The sequence below is a fragment of the Bacillus cereus genome, assembly GCF_002567495.1.
Classification (GTDB): domain Bacteria; phylum Bacillota; class Bacilli; order Bacillales; family Bacillaceae_G; genus Bacillus_A; species Bacillus_A cereus_AQ.
Genome location: NZ_NVAP01000038.1, coordinates 208,821 through 229,620, shown reverse-complemented (window position 1 = coordinate 229,620; position 20,800 = coordinate 208,821). Strand labels below are relative to the sequence as shown.

The window sequence follows — 20,800 nt, the reverse complement described above, 5'->3', positions numbered from 1 at the left end:
GATCAACTACCTATTAGTTTTCAAACCAAAAGGAGGAGAAAATATGAGTTACGGTGGTTCTTGTGGTTTTGGTGGAGGTTTCGCTTTATTAGTTGTGTTATTCATTCTATTAATAATTGTAGGATGCAGCTGCTGGGGCGGAGGATACTAATTTTTAATTAGTCTTCACAAATGTAAACTGAAAAAATATAGAAGATACTTGTGTATCGAAGCAAATAAAAAAGGAGCGACTATGCTCCTTTTTTATTTGTTTTCATGTGTGTTCTTATTATATTTCGGGAATGTAATCGTTAAAGTCGTTCCTTTACTAACGATACTTCGGATTTTTAAAGTTCCATGCATCGTCTCAATAATCTTAACAGCGACCATCGTACCTAAACCGGTTCCTTTCGTTTTTGTACTAAAATAAGGTTCACCGAATCGATTTATTTGCTCCTGTGACATTCCAACTCCGCTATCTTCAATTCGTATTACAACTTTACTATTATTGATAGATGAAGAAATATTTAAGGTGCCGCCATTAGGCATTGCTTCAATACTGTTTTTTATTAAGTTTAAAAAACATTGCTGAAAGTGCTGTTTATTACCAACAATTGTTGCCTTAGAAAAATCATTTGTAATATGCACCGTATTCATATTACATAATGGCAATATCATATTAATAACTCGATTTAACTCTTGTTCTACTGAAATTTGATCTAGTTTTTCTGGAGCAGGTTTGGCAAACGTTAAGTAATCATCGATAATTTCTTGGGCGCGATTTAACTCTTCAAGTATATGTTTAATATATTCGTCTCTTGATTCGGGAGTTAAATTTGGTGTTTTTAAAAGCTGTGTAAATCCTTTCACGACCGTTAAGGGATTCCTTACTTCGTGCGATATACTTGCAGCGAGTTGGCTAACGATCTCCATTTTTTCCATTTTAATTAATTTTGAGCGCATAAGTACTGCATCTTTTATAACTTCATTTATATAAACAATAAATAACATTAAAGTAGTCGGTAATATTATGAAATAAATAATATACAAATTATTCACTTCAAACTTTGATAAAGTTAATACAATTACAGTTGTAAATATTGCTAGGAAAAAGGTTAAAAACATAGAAAAAGCTACTTTAAGTTTTCTATTATATGTATTAAATTTTGAAGATGCGAGTGCTGTAATGATGAACATTATTCCGTAAACAACGACTGTTAGCATGTTAAAGCCATAAAATAAAAATCTTGTAATTAATAAAATTGTAAACAAGATGATACCGACAGGGAATCCACCATAAAGCGTACCTATTATGACCGGAATTTGTCTTAAATCATGAATACAACTTTCATCCATATAGATAGGGTATCGCATACATAAAATAAGTGGGATACTAGAACAAAGGGTAATCAGTAGTATTTTATATTTCTTCAAATAGTGCCTGCTATCATATATGAAATAAAAAACAAATATACTACTTAAAATGTATAGAAGATTATTTAATACGTTTTGATTAATATAAACAAAGTCCATAATATTTGCCTCGTTATTCTGAATTTCCTTTTCATATGTATTATACATGATAACATGTGTTAAGGTGTATAAACCTTGTTCATACAAGATTTATTTAGCTTTTTTTATAAAATGCAAACATTAGCTATTCAAAGATACTTTCACCAAAATTTTTTACTGCTTCTTTTTTTGTCTTTTAACCAGAAAAACACTAAGTACTTATTTCCTCTTTTTCGAATATGTCCTTTCACTTGAAACACTCCTTCATTTTGTTTTGAATCATGTTGTATAAGTCTAGTTGTAATTTAGCTACTTTGAAAATTGCATAGTTGGACATATGAGCGATGGATATATTTTACCATATAAAAATAAATTCAGTTATAGGGCAAGGTGTTCATTTGTTGTTAAAAATAGTAAAGTTTATATTTTAAAAAAATAATTAGTAACTTATAATCTTTATAAATAGATTTATTTTATAAAACTAATTAGGGAAAGGGAAGAAGGTATCTTTATAATCCTCTTACAAACATAAGAGGGTAGTTGGAGAGAAAACATATGTTAGCAAAAATAAATAAATTTATGTTTGATTTACCTATAGTTTGGTTTATATTACTGATTTTATTAGGTTCATTTTTAGTTGCTATGCCATTAGATTTATTCTTACCTAAAATAGAAAAAAACCCAATAATGGAACAGCCTATTATTCTTCAAATTTTGGCAGTAATAGTTGCAGCACCTATATATGAAACAATAGTTTTTCAGGTTTTTTTATTCTGGATATTGAGTTTTATTCCTTTTATTAGGGATTATGATTATCTTGTTATCTTAATAGCATCGATTATATTTGGATTAAATCATTCATTTGGGCTCACTTATATCGTTGTTACTACAATAATCGGATTTCTCTATAACTATGCTTATTGGGTATATCATAAAAAGAATGAAAAAGCTCAGGTTACAATATCTGCTTTTTGGATTGTTTTTTGGATTCATTTTTTACATAACTCTATTGCTTTTATGGGGGCACATTTATAAATTTTTTAACGGCGGCTTAGAATAACAAATTCTGTTTAGTTCTAATTGAATGTAAGAAAAAATAAGTAGATTTTAAAGAATAGTAGGTGGTTAACTAACTAGAATGAAGAAGTGAGGCTCTTTTAGCTTATTCCTTAACGAGTGCTTATTCGAACATCTATATTAATTGATAATAAAAACCACTCATTTGAGTGGTTTTTATTATGTATTTATAGTAATTAAATACATAATGAAAATATGTGAATGAATGACTTTGCAATTACTAAAGGTATATATGTACGAGCTATCAAATGTAATATCGCATAATTTATTTGAGTGTCTAAAAAACCAGGCATATCTTAATATCTGCAACTCAGTTACGACTATGCGTAACATATACAGCTAATATAACACAGCTTTTAGATGTAATTCATCATTAAGGTGCGTTTTCATGATAGGGAAGTGTGTCTTGTTCCAATGAGGGGGACAAAACATGTGGAAAGCTCTAAATCAAATTGAAAAAAGGTTATGTGCATCTGGAATAAGGAAAAATAAACTAGCAAATTATTGGGAAGTTAAACCAAGTACTGTTACGAAAATTTTTAAAGGGAGCACAGACATGAGTTTTGGTTTTCTTTCCAAAACAGACATTCTATTAAACAAGGGAATACAGATTCAAGAAAACATATTAACAGATTATATATATAACAAAACCAAAATCAGAAAACTTACGTGAAGCAATGGAGGATTTAGCTTTAAGATGAAAGTTTAATCTTTTAATTAATATTATAAATAGTGAATCATAATTGAGGGTGTCAGAAAATAGATAATTTTCTAATTAAACAACAAGATACCCTAATGGATTTAGTAGAGAAGCTAGTCAAAGCCGTGTCGATGTGAAGTAAGACAAAATTTGCATTTTGTTAAGCCCCCCTAATAAAATTTAGTCAGAGGGGGCTTTCTTAAAAACAATTGGCTATTGATGGTTAAAGTGTATTTCAAAAAAGAAATAAATTAACTTTGCAATTAAACTTTAAATGTTAATTACTGTAGCAGTTATATTTCTTTCGCTAATAGTGTTAGTTGATGTACCAATTCCCGTGGCATTCAGAGATAGACTGTATACATAAGTGCCAGGGGGAGGGGCATCTATCCAGACTATTGAAACGTTGTGTGTTAAATTTGTTGAAACATTTACTGGTTTTTGAATATCTTCTTGAAGTTCCATCTGAACCGCAATAGTAAATATGCCTCTTTTTAGAGCAAGAATTGAAGATACAGTAAATTCTGTAAGGGGACTTAGGGAAACATAATCAGATCTGAAAACTCCTTCTAACTTTACTATTTGATTAACACCTACACTAATAGCTGGTAATACGAGGTTAGTTGGACTGGTTGTAGGAATATGACTTTGGTTAAATGTAACTGAAACAATACCAGGTGGCCCAGTATCTCCCGTAGATCCGGTAATACCAGTAGGTCCGGTGTTGCCAGTAGGCCCGGTAATACCAGTAGGTCCGGTGTTGCCAGTGGGTCCGGTAATACCAGTAGCGCCCGTTGCTCCAGTGGGACCTGTAGGGAATTGAAAAGGTTGCATAGGTGGAAGTGTAGGGCCGATTGAACCTGGATTAAATGCAGTGGAGGATAAAGATTCGTCCATTATAATTCACCTCTGAAAAATTCGTAGTACTAATAGTAAATGCAACAGTAGAATAAAGTGAAATGGACATGTGGTTGCATTTTAAAAATTAAATAAAAGCGTTATTTTATTAAAGAAAAATAGGTGACTCAGCAATTGTGTCAGCCGAGTCACCCAGTACGATTGATCCAGATAATATTTTTTCTATATGTTGTTATAGTGAGTTCTTAGAGGCTAACCCCAAACTGTAGTTAAAGGACAAAGAAATTTATTTTAGAAAGTATTAAATTTTACTATGTTAATGCTACAACAGCAAGAGTTAAGCCCAACGTATTTAATGAATTAGAATATGGTCCTACATTAACAGTAAGAGTACTTGTTAAACCTGAGGGTGTAGTGAAAATTGCGGGTGCTGATACAGAAGTGAATCCTGCAGTATATCCTAGAGAAGTACCTGAACCAATGATTGGATTATTATTAAGATACATAGTGATACCTGCCGAATTACCTCCTGGCTGAATAATAACTTGCACTTCATAGATTGCCAAATAGGTTCTGCCACCTTCAAGTAAAACAGTTGTTGGTGGTGTGAATGAGATTGCTGTGCCATTAGAATTTACCACGGTATCTAGTGGGATCGCAGAATTTACAGAAACTATTGCTGGGGTCGTTTGAACAACATTTAAACTGTTAGCCGTGGGGGATGGACAAGTGCAAGGTTTGTGAATATTAGAGTTGTTATCATTTTGGTAATTCACAAATAATCAAGCTCCTTTGCGTAAGATAATTTTTTATTCTATATAAAACGTAGCTTTTTTGTATCCAAAGTGCATCTGATAAATATATATGAATTTTTTTTTAGTACATTACTGTAAGTTAGAAAACATAATAAAATAGATATCTGAAAAAAGGACCTCTTACGGAAAGATAAGAGGCCATCAAAAAATGTTGTATTTGAAACACGTGATAGTTCACAAAGATATTATGTATATCGAATTTAATGGATGTTAGGAATAATAAAATGCAAAAAATCCTTATTAAAAAAATAAGCCCTAGTATTAGGGGGGCTAGGGCTTCCTGTGTTGGTATACCTCACACGACATTATAAAAAGAAAAAAACTTAATGAAGATAACACATGAATGTTTCGTAAATGTATCAAAAAAGTGAACAAAAGCGTTAATTTAAATAAAAAAAGCCCCGCGATAAGGGCTTCATAAGGTTGAGTTATGTCGTACTCACAAGGGATTTTAACATGAATGTTGTGGTAAACATACTGGTAAATGTATCTAATTTATTTAGAGCTGTTATTTTAAACAAAAACGCTATTTTAAATAAGAGAGGTATTACACACTAAAAAATAAATATGCCCTAGTACGTAAGGCTAGGGCAAAAAAGTTAGTTGGTAAATATCTTCATAATAATATTATCACATTTAATGATCATTATGTTCGGAATTTTAGATATTTATATGTTTTTTTAGAAGTTTATAAAAATTTAATTTTGTAGTGTTATTTATATATGAAAAAGAGCACTTTTCAAAAGTGCTCCTTAATCGTTATTTTAGCGTAGGATAGAAAATGATAACGCTGTTAAGAACGGTGTGAAATCAAATAAAATATGTGTGATAGAACTGGCCCATAATGAATTAGCTTTAAATGCAACCCAGTTAAATGGTAATCTAGCTAAACCAATGATAAAGAAGATCTGAACGAGGTTACCATTATATGTAGAATAATGTGCCAAACCAAAAAAGAATGCTCCAACAATTGTAACTATAATCATAGATCGTCTCTCATTTACTCCATGTTTTTTCAAAAAGTAAATTGCTAGTATAGATGGAATTAAAACGAGGCATTCCTCACCAATTAAACTAAATAAAATATTTAAAGCGTTATAGATGAATTGACCAGGTGTGTTGTCTACAAAAAAGTTAGTTGCCGCGTTACTAGCGACCGGAAAGTTAAAACCAAATTTGATTACTGCTGCAACAAGCGAACTTTGCACCGTATACCATATATAACCAATTAAAATAATTTTAATTACACCTTTTTGGAGCGGACTAAACGCTGACTTAAGGCCGTAAATGCCATAGTTCAAATATAGAGCTATGACACCAGCTAGGGCTACAAATGTAAAATTAAATGGTAACATAGTATAAGCCAAACCTACGTAAGCAATAAGAATTAGAAAAATACCGATAATTACATTTAAAGTGCTATTAGGTCTTTTATCGTAAAGATTGTTCATTGTGTTTTCCTCCTGCTCTATTAATAAAATGTGTCTAAGTGAAATTCCAAAAATATGAAATTTAACTTTTATTGTATGACGGAAGTAACAAATTCAAAAGAAAAATATTACAATTATAACCATAAATTTCGAGGATATGTAAATCTTGTGAATATATTCACGTAAATAAAACTAAATAACATAATCCTTTTAAAGCGAGGTTGGGAGAATAAAAGGTTTGAAGAAAAGAAAGATTAGAAAAGCAATTGCTCGTCGCACAAAAGAAGTGGAGAAGTATCAAGTTAATAAAGCTTGGAGAAATATCTTTGTACAAGCTGGTATTAGCAACTATTCAACAAAGCAAACGAGAAGAGTGGCTTGAGAAAATGTCATTACGTATTGATCAGTTTCTAAATCAATTAGGGAACGGGCGTGCAGGAAGCATTTGAAGAGGTATTATTTATAAACGTTATTTAGAAGAAGAGGACGTATGTGATTACATAGTTTATAACGAAGTAGGAGTCATCGTTATCAGTAGTCAACGATGTATAAAATTTTCGTTTTGGGGGTAATTAAAAATCTTAGGTTGCTCGCGATGGGGTATCGCCAGCATTTTTGAAAACCCCCACGCTAAGAGTATACAAAATTTTATACAATTTTCGGCTAATCTAGTAACAAACGAGAACCTTAAAACCCATGCCAGGATAGGAATGTATAAAAAGATGAATAGAGTTATAGAAAAATAAAAAGGGGAATCCNNGGATTCCCCTTTTTATTTTTTAACAACCAGGTAAAATAATTTCTACATCAAAATCAAAATATATATAAGAATTATCTCGACGAATTCCTACTAAAGTTGCTGTACCATTTACTTGTGAAAGTCCATTTTGACACAATAAAGGTAAAGATCCATCACAGTTATAACAAAGAACATTATTTAATTGTACGACATCATTTAAATATGCACTAAATCCTGTTCTTGGACCCGTACATGGCCAAAATTGAGCCGGAAATTCAAAATAAAATGGTAAATTTCCAATTACAGAAATTTGAGATACAGAAACATTACATTCTATAACACCACAAGGAGTAGTTACAGATGCTTGTGCATCACATTGAGCAACATTAAATTTTAAATAATATGGATCTGTAATTACAGGAAAGGTATCACCAACAGTTAATGGTTCTGGAAAAATAATTGATGAAGGATTACTCGTGCCACCTGTTAATCTAATTGTCCCAGAAGTATTTATAACGTTTTGACAAGGAGTAGAACAATCTAATAATTGTTGTACATCGGAAGTATTTTCATTATCTAATTGAATTTTTTCAGTAGTGTTTAAAACTTGATTTAATTCCTCCATTTTTTCACGCACCTTACTTTCATTTTTATCTGCCTTAATAAAAAATGAAAATAAATAAGAATTGGTGTATGTATTACTTATTTTTGGGTATGAGTGCTGATAACAATAATTATGTAAATAAGCTGTCCACATGGGCAGCTTATTGTGTTTTTTCGCATTTTTTCTCTATTAGCATATGTTCTGTTTTTTTATTGCCATAATATATAGAAATAAGAAACTGGAAGAATTAGCAGCTAGGTGTAATGTACTTGTGAAAGCAGACAAATATAAAAAGTGCTAACAAGTTTGCAAACGAACTTGCTAACACCTATACAAAATAGACATAAATTATCGCTGATATGTCTTCCTCAATAATAGCCATAATCAATTAGAACACACTAGTACGAAATGCTCATAAAACCATTCTTAATATACATGATAACAGTATAAACTCTATATTTCTTTTACTAATTTAGGGTTATATCTTTTCTGCATGAGCCGCTTCTAACCACGCTTCGTAGAATTCTGTAACTGATGCATACCGTTCTGCACGATTTTCATTTACAGCACGATACGCTACCTCATATAATTCCTTACTTGCTTCCCATTTTATAAAGGAACGATCTTTTTCACCACCTAAAAGCGAGAAAGCCATTGCTCCCATATTAAATATATTTGTTCTTTCATCAATTATAGCGTGTAGTTCAAATTCCTCTGGTGACATAAAACGGGAGGAACCCCATAGCCGGCCCATTTTATTTATGTAAGGTTTCTTACTGTATAGATCTATATCGCAAATTTTTGTTTCGTTTGTATTAAAATTATATAAAATACTACCGTCATAAAAATCTATTGCTACATAATTTTTCTTTTCTACATGAGTATGGAAAGAAAAAATGTAATGTAAGGAACGAATTCGTTCTATAGCAGATAAATGTCTAAATTTATAAAATGGAGAGTTTGGATTTTTATATTTCTCAGGAGGTGGGAAACTCCAATGCGAATGGAGACATTCACCATCAAACCAATCGAAAATTAATACATATCCAGATTGAACTGGAAAATGATCAATTAATCTTATGAGCGATTTATGCTTTAAATCTTCATAGATAGTAACTGAATTTTTTAGCCTTTCAATAGCATGATCCGTTGTTCCTTCATAGGCAATTGTTTGTGCCCCTGCGTATTTAACAAATTTTTTATGACCATCTTTTTCTACACCAAAACTTATATTACCTGAGTCTTGCTGGTCAAAAACTGCAAATACGGTCCCTAATTTAATAAGCCAATCAAAATTATGATATTCTTTTAATTGGAATGTTACATTATTCAACTGAATCTTGACTGAGTTATTTTTCATAGCTTACCTCGCATTTAATATAATAAAGTTGTACATTCCACTATTCGACATAGTTTATGGAAATCCTATGTTGATAATATGAAATTTTATAAATATAATGATGAATACTTATAAAGGGGTAAATACAATGGACCAACAAATTGTTATTAAATCGTATCAAAAAGACTGGGTTGAAGAGTATATAAAAGAAAAAGAGAAATTCTGTTCTTTGTTAGGACAAGAAATAATTGCTGTTGAACATATAGGGAGCACAGCAGTAGAAGGGTTAGGGGCTAAACCTCTTATTGATATGATGATTGGCGTAACGGACTTGCAAATTACTGAAAACTGGATTGAAATTCTATCGGAAATTGGATATGAGTATGTTCCAAAAGAAGCAACGAATTGGCGCTTTTTTAGAAAGGGAAAATGGAGAGCTGGTACTCATCATTTGCATGTTTATCATTATAATAGCGAAGAATGGAGAAACAATATTTTATTTCGGGACTTTCTAAAAAGCCATGAATGGGCATGTAAAGAATATAGAGAATTAAAAGAGATGCTTGCTATTACATATCCTTTTGATCGTGTTTCATATACAAAGGCAAAAGCACCGTTTATTCAAAACATATTAAAGTTAGCTGAAAAAAATCAATAGCAATTGTAAGTGATATTGAAATTCTCATTTTATTTTAATCTTTCTCTCATGTTCTTTTCTTTTTTATTTGATAGACTGCTTGTTACAAAGCCTTTACTAGTAAGGAGATTAAATAAAATGGAGAAGATATTAAGAAATAAATATTTCCATGTGTGTGTTAAAATTATAGGCATTACTATTATTATTTGTAGTGTAGGGATGCTATTTATTAATGTTACGTACGGCAATGTACTGAATGTAAAATGGTTAAATAAAAAATTAGGCTCTTTTGGTGAATATGGGGCGATTATCGCTGCTTCATTATGGTTGTTGCGGTATATATGGTTGTTTTTAAAGAAGAAAAATATACAAGGATTTAAAAAAATTAAAGAAGTGTATCTATTCGCAAAAAAGTTTCATGTATTAATTGGCTACGCTGTAATAGCTGTTACGATTACTCACGGTGTTTACTTTTTAATAAAAGGAAGTCGTCACATTTTCCTCATATACAGTGGTATATTTTCTCTATTAGCCTTAATCGTACTAGGGATTGTTGGGTTTTATTTACAACAAATAAATAAGAAAGAAAAATTTATGATGTATAGAAAAGTGCATCAAATCATTGCAATTATATTTGGAATAGGATTATTTATTCATTTAATCGTCTAGGAGGAACTACAGTTGCAACACATTTTAATTATAGAGGATGAAGAAAGTTTAGCGGATTTTTTAGAATTAGAACTAAAATATGAAGGGTACAAAGTAGATATACAACTTGATGGAAGAAACGGATTAAGCGCAGCACTTGAAAAGAATTACGATCTCATTTTGCTTGATTTAATGCTGCCTGGATTAAATGGACTAGAGGTATGTCGTCGACTAAGAGCGACTAAAAATACACCCATTATTATGCTGACTGCTCGTGATAGTATTATGGACCGTGTGACAGGTTTAGATAGTGGGGCGGATGATTATCTTCCGAAACCATTTGCAATTGAAGAACTGTTAGCACGTATGAGAGTGATATTTAGACGAGAAGAACATATTGAAAACAAGCAGGTTTCATTTCTTACATTCAAAGATTTGCAACTTCAGATTGAATCTCGAACTATAACTAAAGGAAATGAAGAAATTGAACTTACAAATAAAGAATTCGAGTTATTGCTTATGTTTATGAAAAATATTAATCGCGTACTTACTCGTGATATTTTACTGGACCAAGTATGGGGATATGATGCAATTGTTGAGACAAATATCGTTGATGTATATGTTCGTTATTTGCGAAACAAGTTACATAGTGTAGATAAGGAGGAGTATATCCAAACAGTCCGTGGTGCGGGATATATAATGAAATGATAAAAAATATTATGTTTCGAATTCGAAATCTACCTATAAAGTGGAAACTAACACTTTGGTCCACTACATTAGTATTTATTTTATTCATCTTATATAGTGCTTTGCAGTTTATTGTAATCAATAAGTGGACTATAGATTATGAACAGAAACAAATAAATAGGCAAGTGACGGAAATAGCGGCATATTTCCAAGATAAAAATGATACCCTTTCGAGTAAAACATTTGAAAACAGTAAAGATTTTCTAAACAATATGATTGATAAGCATCAAATGATTCGTATTATTGACATGGATGGGGAGCCGATTATTACTGTTTCACGAGATTTTAATGAAACATGGATAAAGCCGAAACAGGTTATAAAAGATGAGTCATTTATAAAAAGGCATTTAGAAGATCGAATATTAGTTAAGCGCATACCAATTAAAACGAAAGAGTTTACTGGTACTATTGAACTTACGAAAAACCTAGAGACATTTGATCATTTATTAAAAATTATTTTAGTGGTAATGGCTATTGCTGGAATATTCGGATTGATATTTAGTTTTTTAGGCGGGATACTTATAACGAAGAAACTATTATCAAGTGTCCAAAATATAACAGATACGATGAAACGTATTAAAAAAAATGGACTTAATGAACGGGTTCCAGTACGAGAAAATAATGATGAGCTTGCAAAATTATCATTTCTCTTTAATGAGATGATGGATGAAGTAGAAACTTCTTTTACACAACAGAAACAATTTGTCGAAGACGCATCTCATGAACTAAGAACACCGTTAACAATTATTCATGGACACTTAGCGATGTTAAACCGATGGGGGAAAAATGATCCAGCAGTATTAGATAAATCTCTTCAATCTAGTTTAAAGGAAGTAGATCGTTTAAATAAATTAGTTTCAGAATTGCTAGAACTATCAAGAGCTGAATCTGAACAAATGCATCCAATTGCATCTGAGCCAGTCCATGTAAATAGCGTATTAAAACATGTTACACAAAACTTTATAGTACTTCAAAGTGATTTTCAATTTAATATGAAATTTGGGGATGATGCAGCTTATGTGTCAATGCCATCATCTTACTTAGAACAAATTATTATTATCATAATGGATAATGCAGTTAAGTATACAAAAGAAATTAATAAATATATTTGCATAGAATCCAGTTTACAATCAGGGAAAGTTAAAATTCGTGTAATAGATCATGGAGCGGGAATACCTGAGTCCGATTTACCATTTGTTCTTAATCGATTTTATCGAGTTGACAAAGCGAGAAGTCGAAAACAAGGTGGAAACGGGCTAGGCTTGTCTATTGCAAAACGACTTGTAGAAAAATATAACGGAACTATTCAAATAGAGAGTAAAGAAAACGAAGGAACAATCGTTACGATTACATTACCTTGTATAATAACATAAGCAATCAAAGAAGGGATGCCAAAAAGCATCCCTTCTTTTTTTACGATCAAATCATTTTGTTTATTTTGAAATTTCTAGTACATTAAAATTATTAAGGGGGAATTATAATGAAAGCTATCGTACATCAATATAAAACTGGATTTGACGGTGTAGAATATAAAATATCACCTGAGAGAACACTTAATAATGGGGAAGTTAAAGTGAAATTAAAATCAGCAGGCTTAAATCATCGGGATTTATTTATTATGAATAATAGAAAAGAAATGCAATTACCTTTAATCTTAGGATCAGATGGTGCAGGTATTGTTACAGAAATTGGAGAAGGTGTTTCAAATACTTTACTACATACCGAGGTTATTATTAATCCTAGTATTGGATGGGATAACATTACCGAAGTACCAGAGTTACCAGAGGTGTTAGGTGGGCCGAAAGATGGGACGTTTGCTGAATATGTAATTGTACCAGTTGAAAATGTAGTAGAGAAGCCGTCATATCTTACTTGGGAAGAATCAGGTGTTTTATCTTTATCCGCATTAACAGCATATAGAGCACTTTTTACAAAGGGTAGATTGAAGTGCGGTGAACATGTTTTAATTCCGGGAATAGGCGGTGGTGTAGCTACATTTGCCATGTTATTCGCGAAAGCAATTGGCGCAAAAGTGAGCGTTACTTCAAGGGTAGAGAATAAAAGGGAACTGGCTGAAAAATATGGTGCAGATATTTCTTTTAATAGTACCGGAAATTGGGACGAGAGCTTACAAGGTGAAAAAGTAGATTTAATAATAGATAGTATAGGCCCGGCAACTTTCTTGAAATATTTTGATGTATTAAAACCAAATGGAAGAATTGTGAATTTTGGTGCAAGCTCAGGAGATAAAATTGAATTACCATTACGCGCATTATTTTATAATCAAATAGATATTACGGGAACATCCATGGGTAGCCGTGAGGAATTTAATGAGATGATAAAGTTTATAGAAAAACATCAAATTAAACCAATTATTGATAAGGTTTACTCGTTAGAAGAAGCGATTAGTGCGCTAAGCCGTATGGATCTAGGAGAACAATTCGGAAATATTGTACTTCAAATGAATTAAAAAATATGATTTTGCAATTATTATATTTAAATAGATATGTTATGTATTCCAAACATGAAAAGAATACGAACAGCCTTATTATAACGGTTTACGAGCTTTATACATAAATCGCGTATAAAATTTGTTTTATAATTGTCAAATGAGTAATAGTAAAATGAGAATTAGATGAGAAAAGTTTAAGCCCATTTTCATAATGGTATTGTATACTGTGTAAATCAAGAACACTTGTAAGTAGGGAGAGAGTATTATGAATTACACAGTATTTCAGTGGTTTAATAATTTTGCTGATTCATCCAAACTATTAGATACGATAATGGTTGCTATTACAAATAGCGCTGTATACGTAGCCATTCTATTTATGCTTATCTTATGGTTTAATAATGGAAAGAAAGAGAATGCAATTAGAAAACAATATACAGTTTTATATACGACGCTTTCGGTTATTATTGCATTATTAGTAAACGTTCTTATACACGCGGTATATTACCATCCGCGTCCGTTTGTATCACATGATGTACATCAATTAGTACCACATGCAGCAGATTCATCATTCGTTAGTGATCATTCTGTACTTGTATTTTCAATCGCCTTCGTATTTATTCTTAGAGGAGAAAAACTGAAATATATCGCGCTATTATGGGCAGTGTTAGTCGGTATATCACGTATGTATGTAGGTGTTCATTATCCTTTAGATATACTTGGTGCAGCTTTCTTAACATTTGTTACGAGCGGTTTAGTAATGCAAAGTACACGTATGTTTGAGCCAATAGCGAAATTTGTATTCAAAATGTATGCATTAGTAGCGAGACGAATTCCTTTCTTAGCGAAATATAACCATATCGCGTAATTTTCTTATAAAAAAGTTCCCCTTTGGACATCCAGAGGGGAACTTTTTTATAGTAACTAAGAAAAGAGTTTAGAGTGCTATACATTCAAGTTTCACTGATGAATATTCTGAAATTTCACGCACCGTATTTTAAATAAAAAAATAAAAACACAAAATAACAATAGTCAGTTTCGCATTGTTTTAAAGGAATTAAAAAGAAAACTTCGAAACATATAGTATCGCAAACAAAAACTACAAATTTCAAACCGTATCTTCGTATAAATCAATCCCAAAAGAAAGGAGATAAGTATGCAAAAACTTCAAACGAATAAAGGCGCTCGATATATGATGATTGCTTTTATTGCTTTGTTTCTTATTATGATCTTGCGTATATTCTATATCCAGGCAGTAGGAGTCGTGCATAATGTGAATGTAAAGGATCTCGCGGATGAACAACATAATAAAAAAGGTGTTTTAGAAGCGAATCGTGGCACTATCTATGACCAAACCGGGAAGGTGCTAGTACAAGATTCTACAACGTATCGAGTTGTTGTGAATTTAAAAGGAAAAGATAAAGTGAAAAATAAAGATGAAACTGCACAACAATTAGCTGATGCGCTTGAAATTGATAAAGAAGAAATATTAAAAAACTTTCATGAAGGGCGTACGCAAGTTGAAATTGGAAAAATTGGTCGGAACTTATCTAGGGAAACGAAGGAAAAAATCAACAATTTGAAAATACCAGGTGTATCTTTTATGTCGGAAAAAGCAAGAGTGTATCCAAATGAAGATTTTGCGTCCTATATACTTGGTTTTGCTAGACCAGATGATAAAGGGAATACGGAAGGAAAGTTTGGGCTTGAAAAGAGTTTGGATAAATATTTGCGCTCTACAAACGGGAATATAGAATATGTGGGTACACGAAGGGGGATTCCGCTTACGAATGATATAGGTAAGGTAGAGCCTGCTAAAAATGGGAATAACGTATATCTAACGCTTGATAAACAAATTAATAGCTTTTTAGAAGAAGCGATGAACAAAGCACAAGAGCATTATGATCCTTCTATGTTAATTGGAATTATTGCTGATCCAAAAACCGGTAAAGTTTTAGCGATGTCTAGTAAACCTAGTTACAATCCTAATATAGGTGATATCGAATACTTTTTAAATGATCCGATTGCAAATGCATACGAACCAGGTTCAACAATGAAAGTTTTTACGTTAGCAGCTGCCATTAATGAAGGTGTATATAACGGAAAAGAATATTTTCAATCTGGAAAATATTCCGTTGGTGCATCTGATATAAAAGATCATAATGGTGGATTCGGATGGGGATCAATTACATTTGATGAAGGTTTTGAAAGATCATCAAACGTAGCTTTTTCTATTTTAGAAGATCAGTTACTGAAACCAAATAAATTTAAGCAATATATGAATAAATTTGGATTTAATCAAAAAACAGGAATAGATTTACCTGGTGAAAGTAAAAATACTTTGTTATTAAATACGCAAATTCAACAAGTCACAACTTCTTTCGGTCAAGGTTCTACAGTAACTCCTATTCAATTAATCCAAGCAGCTACCGCTATAGCAAATGACGGGAAAATGATGCAACCATATATCGTTGATAAAGTTGTAAATCCAACAAACAAACAAGTTATTATGGAAAATCAACCGAAAGAAATTGGGAATCCGATAAAAAAAGAAACAGCGGACAAGGTTAGAAGCTTAATGGAGCGTGTTATAACATCTTCAAAAGGAACTGGTACAATGTATAAAGTGGATGGTTATCCAATTGGGGGTAAGACAGGAACAGCACAAATCCCGAATCCTGAAAACGGCCGATATATGGAAGGGAAAGATAATTATATTTTCTCCTTTTTAGGAATGGCTCCAATTGATGATCCGGAGTTAATCGTATACTTAGCTGTTAAGCAACCAAAGTTAAAAGGAAATGAGTATGGAGCTCAGCCTCTTGCTGAAATATTTAAACCTGTTATAAAAAACAGCCTTGAATATTTAAAGGTGAAACCGTATACAGAAAAACAAATAGCTGATGCAACGAAACAATCTCAATTAAAAGTACAAAATTATGTAAATCAATCGATGGGTACAGTAGAGAAAAGTGTAGAGAAAGAGAAGCTACAGCCAGTAATTTTAGGAGAAGGAAAAATAATAAAACAATATCCACAGTCTGGCGAGGTAATGAGTGAAGGAGATCGTATATTTTTATTAGGGAATAACGCACAAATGCCAAATGTAAAAGGTTGGTCCATGCGTGATATTATGTATTTCTCCAAGCTTTTGAAATTAGATTTGAAAACTTCTGGTACGGGTTATGTAACGAGCCAAAGTATTGAAAAAGGACAAGATTTACGAGAAGGAGATACACTAGAACTAGAATTAGAACCACCGTTACAACCGTTAGCTGAGGCAAATACGAATTAATTTGGGCATTTGGAAGGAGCTATATGCAAATAGCTCTTTCTTTAGAGTTGTAAGTAATTTCACGCACCGTAATTTTTAGAAAAAATAATAAATAAGAGAACTAACAGTGACACGTTATTAAATATCTGATTATTGTTTATTTACAGTTAAATGCATATGTGATAATATGGAAAAAACAAATGCAGTGAAGAGAAGAGTAAATAAAATGAATTTTTTACAGAGAGCTCCATGTAGCTGAAAAGGAGTAAAAATTCTTTATTGAACCAAGCCTCTGAGCAGCACATCGGAACCTATTAGTAGGGGATGGTGTGACGGGAGCTCCCGTTATAGAGCTAAGGTATAAGCATGAAAATAATGCAGTACCTGATAAGGTTAATATGGCGACATATTAATAAACTAGGGTGGCACCGCGATTATAAATCTCGTCCCTAAGACTAAAAGTCTTGGGGGTGGGATTTTTTTATTGTTTTAAAACAATTTGGAAAGCGGGGGCCAAAAATGAAAAACTTACTTAAAGATTGGAAATATCCTTTATTACTACTGTCCGGAGTTGGTATTGCGAATTTAGGTGCATGGATTTACTTAATAGCGCTTAATGTACTAGTTTATAATATGGGTGGCTCAGCCTTAGCTGTTGCTACTTTATATGTAATAAAACCATTAGCCATCTTATTTACAAACGCTTGGTCTGGGAGTATGATTGATCGTTTAAATAAACGGAAGTTAATGGTTCACCTCGATATATATCGTGCGGTATTTATCGCTATTTTACCTTTGCTTCCATCACTTTGGATTGTTTATGCATTCGTATTCTTTATAAGTATGGCCAATGCAATTTATGAGCCAACTGCTACGACGTATATGACGAAATTAATTCCAGTAGAACAAAGACAACGTTTCAACTCATTACGTAGTTTAATAGGATCTGGAGCATCTTTAATTGGTCCAGCGATAGCGGGAGTATTATTAATAGTAAGTACACCAGAGGTTGCTATATATATGAATGCTATAGCATTTCTGTTATCAGGATTAATTACATTACTTTTACCTAATCTTGATAAGAAAAAAGATTCGGATACAACTAGTAATACATTATCCCTTACAGTATTAAAAAAAGATTGGAGCACTGTTATAAATTTTAGTAGAAAACATGTGTATGTCGTATGTGTGTATTTCTTATTTCAAAGTATGTTCGTATTAGCGACTGCTACTGATTCACTCGAATTATCGTTTGCGAAAGAAGTTTTATTGTTAACAGATAGTGAATACGGTTTTCTAGTTAGTATAGCTGGTTCAGGCTATATATTAGGTGCCATAACAAATACAATTTTGTCAAAGAAATTAACGCCTTCATTTCTAATTGGAATAGGATCATTATTCATTGCAATTGGTTATTTAATTTATGCTTTTTCAAATGTATTTTTAATAGCTGCTATTGGTTTCTTTATTTTATCTTTCTCAATGGCATATGCAAATACAGGGTTTTACACATTTTATCAAAACAACGTTCCTGTTCATATAATGGGACGGATTGGGAGTATATACGGGCTTATTATGGCGTTAGTAACAATTTTTATTACAATATTGTCCGGTGTTGCGACTCAGTTCATTTCCATTCAAACTGTAGTTATTATAGGAGTAGTCGTAATGTTATTTATAACTATCGTATTGTGTGTGTTTACTTTATTACCATCTAAGTCCAAGGTGTATCTCTCTGAATCAATAAACTCTAAATGATATTTGTTGTTTTAATCAATAATTTATGAATTGAAGGTTCCTTACCCCTTTATAAAGAAAAATAATAAGGGGTAAGAACTATAATAGGGAAAGACAAGGGGGTTGTCGTGATAAATACAAAAGATCAAATAGAGAATATTGTAAAAGTAATACATCAGAATATAGAATTTTCAGGAGTTGTTTTAGTTAAAAAAGAAAAAGAATTAGTCTGTGAAGAAGCGTTTGGCTATGCAAATCGGAATGAACGGATAAACAATACGATACAAACAAGATTCGGCATTGCCTCAGGATGTAAAATTTTCACTGCAATTGGCATCTGTCAACTTGTTGAAAAAGGTTTTATTTCTTTTCATACAAAATTAAAAGATTGTCTAGAGATAAAATTTCCAAACTTTGATGAAGATATTACAATACATCAACTACTAACGCATAGCGCTGGTATACCAGATTATTTTGATGAAAGTATTATGGATAACTTCGAAGATCTTTGGAAACAAACACCTATGTATCTATTAAAGAGCTTAAAAGACTTTTTACCATTATTCCAAAACAGTAATATGATGTTTGCGCCTGGAAGTAAGTTTCACTACAACAATGCAGGTTTTATCATACTTGGATTAATAATAGAAGAACAGACGGGACTTGAATTTACGGAGTATATAGAAAAAATATTTTTAATCCGATTGGCATGAATGATTCTGGCTATTTTTCGTTAGATAAATTACCAAGACATACAGCTCTAGGATATATAAAGGACGAAACTAACCAAAATTGGAGAACAAACGCCTACTCTATACCAATAAAAGGAGGTGCTGATGGAGGTGCATATGTTACTGCATCAGACATGTTGAAATTTTGGGCGGCACTATTTAATAATAAAATTTTAGGAAAAGAATATTCAAAGTTATTCTTAACTCCTCACCTTCAAGTAAATAATACACAATTTTACGGCTATGGAATATGGATTGAAACAAGACAAAATAATATTTTTAAATACCATGTCATGGGTTATGACCCAGGGGTGAGTTTTCGTTCAGCTGTATATCCAGACTTAGGAATTACATTGGTTATTGTTTCAAATAAAGGTTCAGGACCTGAAAAATTATTGGCAGAAATAGAAAAAGGTATTTAATTACATAGATATAAAAATTCGAGCATATCAAAAAGTAGATGAAATTGTAAGAAATGTAGGCGGGAATATTTAATTATTAATGCCTTTAGGATTTTTAGCACCAATTTTATGGGATAAATATAAAAAGGTCAAAAATACTATTTTATTAGGATTTGCTATATCAGTTAGTATTGAATTGTTACAATTAATTGAGTCTTTATTTAGTGGCGTGGTACGCATTACCGATATCGATGATGTAATTTGTAACTTGTAACGTTTTAGGCTCTATTTTTGGATATTTTATTTATAAAACCTTTTTAAAACTGGCTACTAAATGTAACATTCAAGTATTAGAAAAAACTAATTCTAAAGATGTAGAATTAGTTGATAAATAAAAATTTAAACGAGTTTATAAATATATTAATAAAGTTATTGAAGGCGTACTCTTTACTCGTACGTCTTTTTATTTTTAAAAATAATGCTTAAGACTGATGAGAAATCACATTTTCCATCTTACACTTGAAAGTAGCTATCGTATTTCAAGTATGGAATGAAAAGAGGAGAATATAATTTTTATAGATAAACAACTATATAGGAGGATTTTAAATGGATATTTTACTTGTTATTCTTATTATTGTTTTAATGCAAGGTAAAGAACGAAAAGTGAAAATAAACCGTATTTGGCTCATTCCGGCTTTATTGTGCTTTGTAACAGTTCAGTCCATTATTCATATGGGACAAATAACTTTGCTGCAAGGACTACTGTTTGTTGTAATGCTTGGAATTGGCTTAGGTATTGGAATTATACGAGGAAAAGCTTTAACATTTCGATTAGATAGTGAAACAGGTCATGTACTACGAAAAGGAAATTGGGTAAGTACAATAATACTTCTTGTTATTTTAGGAGCAAAAATTATAATTAAACAAAGTATGTTTTCTGGTAGTACGCACCAGACGTTAATGGTTGTAACAAATGCATTTTTATGTATTACATTAGGCACCGTGATTAGTAGACGTTATTATATTTGGAAAAAATATAATGAATTAACACAAAAAGTATAAATACATTCATCCCTTGTTTAACATTGTTGCGAACGGTAATACTAAATAACATTGAACTTTT

Annotated in this window: 18 protein-coding genes, 4 pseudogenes and 1 other annotated feature; of the genes and pseudogenes, 16 read left to right on the top strand and 6 right to left on the bottom strand. The window is 31.7% G+C overall.

Annotated features, from left to right (window positions below):
- Positions 1-43: 43 nt before the first annotated feature.
- Positions 44-151, top strand: coding sequence for a YjcZ family sporulation protein (locus COK05_RS18030; protein WP_000120182.1), 108 nt, complete (start codon positions 44-46; stop codon positions 149-151).
- 92 nt (positions 152-243) lie between these two features.
- On the opposite strand, the gene COK05_RS18025 is transcribed toward COK05_RS18030, so the two are convergent.
- On the bottom strand, positions 244-1,560 hold the full coding sequence (locus COK05_RS18025; protein WP_373605404.1) for a LytS/YhcK type 5TM receptor domain-containing protein: 1,317 nt from the start codon (positions 1,558-1,560) through the stop codon (positions 244-246).
- A 486-nt stretch (positions 1,561-2,046) separates the two neighbouring features.
- Between COK05_RS18025 and COK05_RS18020 the strand changes: the two genes are divergently transcribed.
- Positions 2,047-2,526 (top strand): CPBP family glutamic-type intramembrane protease, encoded by a 480-nt coding sequence (locus COK05_RS18020; protein ID WP_098613675.1) that lies wholly within the window; start codon positions 2,047-2,049, stop codon positions 2,524-2,526.
- Positions 2,527-2,998: 472 nt separating this feature from the next.
- A pseudogene (locus tag COK05_RS18015) lies at positions 2,999-3,266 on the top strand (AimR family lysis-lysogeny pheromone receptor); the annotation flags it as partial.
- A 272-nt stretch (positions 3,267-3,538) separates the two neighbouring features.
- Here COK05_RS18015 and COK05_RS18005 read toward each other — a convergent pair.
- From COK05_RS18005 to COK05_RS17995, 3 genes are all read right to left on the bottom strand, one after another.
- Complete coding sequence (locus COK05_RS18005) at positions 3,539-4,165, bottom strand: exosporium leader peptide-containing protein (protein ID WP_098613674.1); 627 nt, start codon at positions 4,163-4,165, stop codon at positions 3,539-3,541.
- Positions 4,166-4,437: 272 nt separating this feature from the next.
- Entirely contained in the window at positions 4,438-4,902 is a 465-nt protein-coding gene (locus COK05_RS18000) for a hypothetical protein (protein WP_098613673.1), read from the bottom strand.
- 803 nt (positions 4,903-5,705) lie between these two features.
- Complete coding sequence (locus COK05_RS17995; RefSeq protein ID WP_098613672.1) at positions 5,706-6,392, bottom strand: CPBP family glutamic-type intramembrane protease; 687 nt, start codon at positions 6,390-6,392, stop codon at positions 5,706-5,708.
- A gap of 208 nt (positions 6,393-6,600) precedes the next feature.
- Here COK05_RS17995 and COK05_RS17990 point away from each other — a divergent pair, with 208 nt between their 5' ends.
- Positions 6,601-6,753, top strand: a complete 153-nt coding sequence (locus tag COK05_RS17990) for a DUF3983 domain-containing protein (RefSeq protein ID WP_098613671.1) — start codon at positions 6,601-6,603, stop codon at positions 6,751-6,753.
- Positions 6,716-6,895 (top strand): annotated as a pseudogene (locus COK05_RS17985) (ArpU family phage packaging/lysis transcriptional regulator); the annotation flags it as partial. The gene COK05_RS17990 and the pseudogene COK05_RS17985, both read left to right, overlap by 38 nt.
- A 255-nt stretch (positions 6,896-7,150) precedes the next feature.
- On the opposite strand, the gene COK05_RS17980 reads toward COK05_RS17985, so the two are convergent.
- Both COK05_RS17980 and COK05_RS17975 read right to left on the bottom strand, forming a co-directional pair.
- Positions 7,151-7,735: a hypothetical protein gene (locus tag COK05_RS17980; RefSeq protein WP_098613670.1), complete on the bottom strand. Its 585-nt coding sequence runs from the start codon at positions 7,733-7,735 to the stop codon at positions 7,151-7,153.
- Between the two features lie 457 nt (positions 7,736-8,192).
- The gene (locus COK05_RS17975) at positions 8,193-9,074 is read right to left on the bottom strand and encodes a protein kinase domain-containing protein (protein WP_098613669.1); all 882 of its coding nucleotides are present in this window, start codon (positions 9,072-9,074) and stop codon (positions 8,193-8,195) included.
- A 127-nt stretch (positions 9,075-9,201) separates the two neighbouring features.
- Between COK05_RS17975 and COK05_RS17970 the strand changes: the two genes are divergently transcribed.
- The 11 genes and pseudogenes from COK05_RS17970 to COK05_RS17920 all read left to right on the top strand — a co-directional run bounded on the left by COK05_RS17970 (position 9,202) and on the right by COK05_RS17920 (position 20,739).
- Positions 9,202-9,711, top strand: a complete 510-nt coding sequence (locus tag COK05_RS17970) for a GrpB family protein (protein WP_098613668.1) — start codon at positions 9,202-9,204, stop codon at positions 9,709-9,711.
- A gap of 117 nt (positions 9,712-9,828) precedes the next feature.
- Positions 9,829-10,359 (top strand): hypothetical protein, encoded by a 531-nt coding sequence (locus tag COK05_RS17965; protein WP_098613667.1) that lies wholly within the window; start codon positions 9,829-9,831, stop codon positions 10,357-10,359.
- 12 nt (positions 10,360-10,371) lie between these two features.
- A complete protein-coding gene (locus COK05_RS17960; RefSeq protein ID WP_098613666.1) occupies positions 10,372-11,046 on the top strand; it encodes a response regulator transcription factor in 675 nt (224 codons plus the stop codon).
- A complete protein-coding gene (locus COK05_RS17955) occupies positions 11,043-12,458 on the top strand; it encodes a HAMP domain-containing sensor histidine kinase (RefSeq protein WP_098613665.1) in 1,416 nt (471 codons plus the stop codon). Before COK05_RS17960 ends, COK05_RS17955 begins: the two co-directional genes overlap by 4 nt.
- 107 nt (positions 12,459-12,565) lie before the next feature.
- Complete coding sequence (locus COK05_RS17950; protein ID WP_098613664.1) at positions 12,566-13,555, top strand: zinc-binding dehydrogenase; 990 nt, start codon at positions 12,566-12,568, stop codon at positions 13,553-13,555.
- 247 nt (positions 13,556-13,802) lie between these two features.
- Entirely contained in the window at positions 13,803-14,402 is a 600-nt protein-coding gene (locus COK05_RS17945) for an undecaprenyl-diphosphatase (protein WP_098613663.1), read from the top strand.
- A gap of 288 nt (positions 14,403-14,690) precedes the next feature.
- Positions 14,691-16,829, top strand: a complete 2,139-nt coding sequence (locus COK05_RS17940; RefSeq protein ID WP_098613662.1) for a penicillin-binding protein — start codon at positions 14,691-14,693, stop codon at positions 16,827-16,829.
- 175 nt (positions 16,830-17,004) lie between these two features.
- Positions 17,005-17,262, top strand: a binding site (T-box leader).
- A gap of 65 nt (positions 17,263-17,327) precedes the next feature.
- Positions 17,328-18,566 (top strand): MFS transporter, encoded by a 1,239-nt coding sequence (locus COK05_RS17935; protein WP_098613661.1) that lies wholly within the window; start codon positions 17,328-17,330, stop codon positions 18,564-18,566.
- 107 nt (positions 18,567-18,673) lie between these two features.
- A pseudogene (locus COK05_RS17930) lies at positions 18,674-19,698 on the top strand (serine hydrolase domain-containing protein).
- A gap of 43 nt (positions 19,699-19,741) precedes the next feature.
- Positions 19,742-20,072: pseudogene (locus COK05_RS17925) on the top strand (VanZ family protein); the annotation flags it as partial.
- Between the two features lie 211 nt (positions 20,073-20,283).
- A complete protein-coding gene (locus COK05_RS17920; protein WP_098613660.1) occupies positions 20,284-20,739 on the top strand; it encodes a DUF1453 family protein in 456 nt (151 codons plus the stop codon).
- The last annotated feature ends 61 nt before the right edge of the window (positions 20,740-20,800 follow it).

Coding starts and splice junctions, on each gene's coding strand:
- COK05_RS18030 (WP_000120182.1), top strand. CDS start 44: ATGAGTTACGGTGGTTCTTGTGGTTTTGGTGGAGGTTTCGCTTTATTA.
- COK05_RS18025 (WP_373605404.1), bottom strand. CDS start 1,560: ATGTATAATACATATGAAAAGGAAATTCAGAATAACGAGGCAAATATT.
- COK05_RS18020 (WP_098613675.1), top strand. CDS start 2,047: ATGTTAGCAAAAATAAATAAATTTATGTTTGATTTACCTATAGTTTGG.
- COK05_RS18005 (WP_098613674.1), bottom strand. CDS start 4,165: ATGGACGAATCTTTATCCTCCACTGCATTTAATCCAGGTTCAATCGGC.
- COK05_RS17995 (WP_098613672.1), bottom strand. CDS start 6,392: ATGAACAATCTTTACGATAAAAGACCTAATAGCACTTTAAATGTAATT.
- COK05_RS17980 (WP_098613670.1), bottom strand. CDS start 7,735: ATGGAGGAATTAAATCAAGTTTTAAACACTACTGAAAAAATTCAATTA.
- COK05_RS17975 (WP_098613669.1), bottom strand. CDS start 9,074: ATGAAAAATAACTCAGTCAAGATTCAGTTGAATAATGTAACATTCCAA.
- COK05_RS17970 (WP_098613668.1), top strand. CDS start 9,202: ATGGACCAACAAATTGTTATTAAATCGTATCAAAAAGACTGGGTTGAA.
- COK05_RS17965 (WP_098613667.1), top strand. CDS start 9,829: ATGGAGAAGATATTAAGAAATAAATATTTCCATGTGTGTGTTAAAATT.
- COK05_RS17955 (WP_098613665.1), top strand. CDS start 11,043: ATGATAAAAAATATTATGTTTCGAATTCGAAATCTACCTATAAAGTGG.
- COK05_RS17950 (WP_098613664.1), top strand. CDS start 12,566: ATGAAAGCTATCGTACATCAATATAAAACTGGATTTGACGGTGTAGAA.
- COK05_RS17945 (WP_098613663.1), top strand. CDS start 13,803: ATGAATTACACAGTATTTCAGTGGTTTAATAATTTTGCTGATTCATCC.
- COK05_RS17940 (WP_098613662.1), top strand. CDS start 14,691: ATGCAAAAACTTCAAACGAATAAAGGCGCTCGATATATGATGATTGCT.
- COK05_RS17935 (WP_098613661.1), top strand. CDS start 17,328: ATGAAAAACTTACTTAAAGATTGGAAATATCCTTTATTACTACTGTCC.
- COK05_RS17920 (WP_098613660.1), top strand. CDS start 20,284: ATGGATATTTTACTTGTTATTCTTATTATTGTTTTAATGCAAGGTAAA.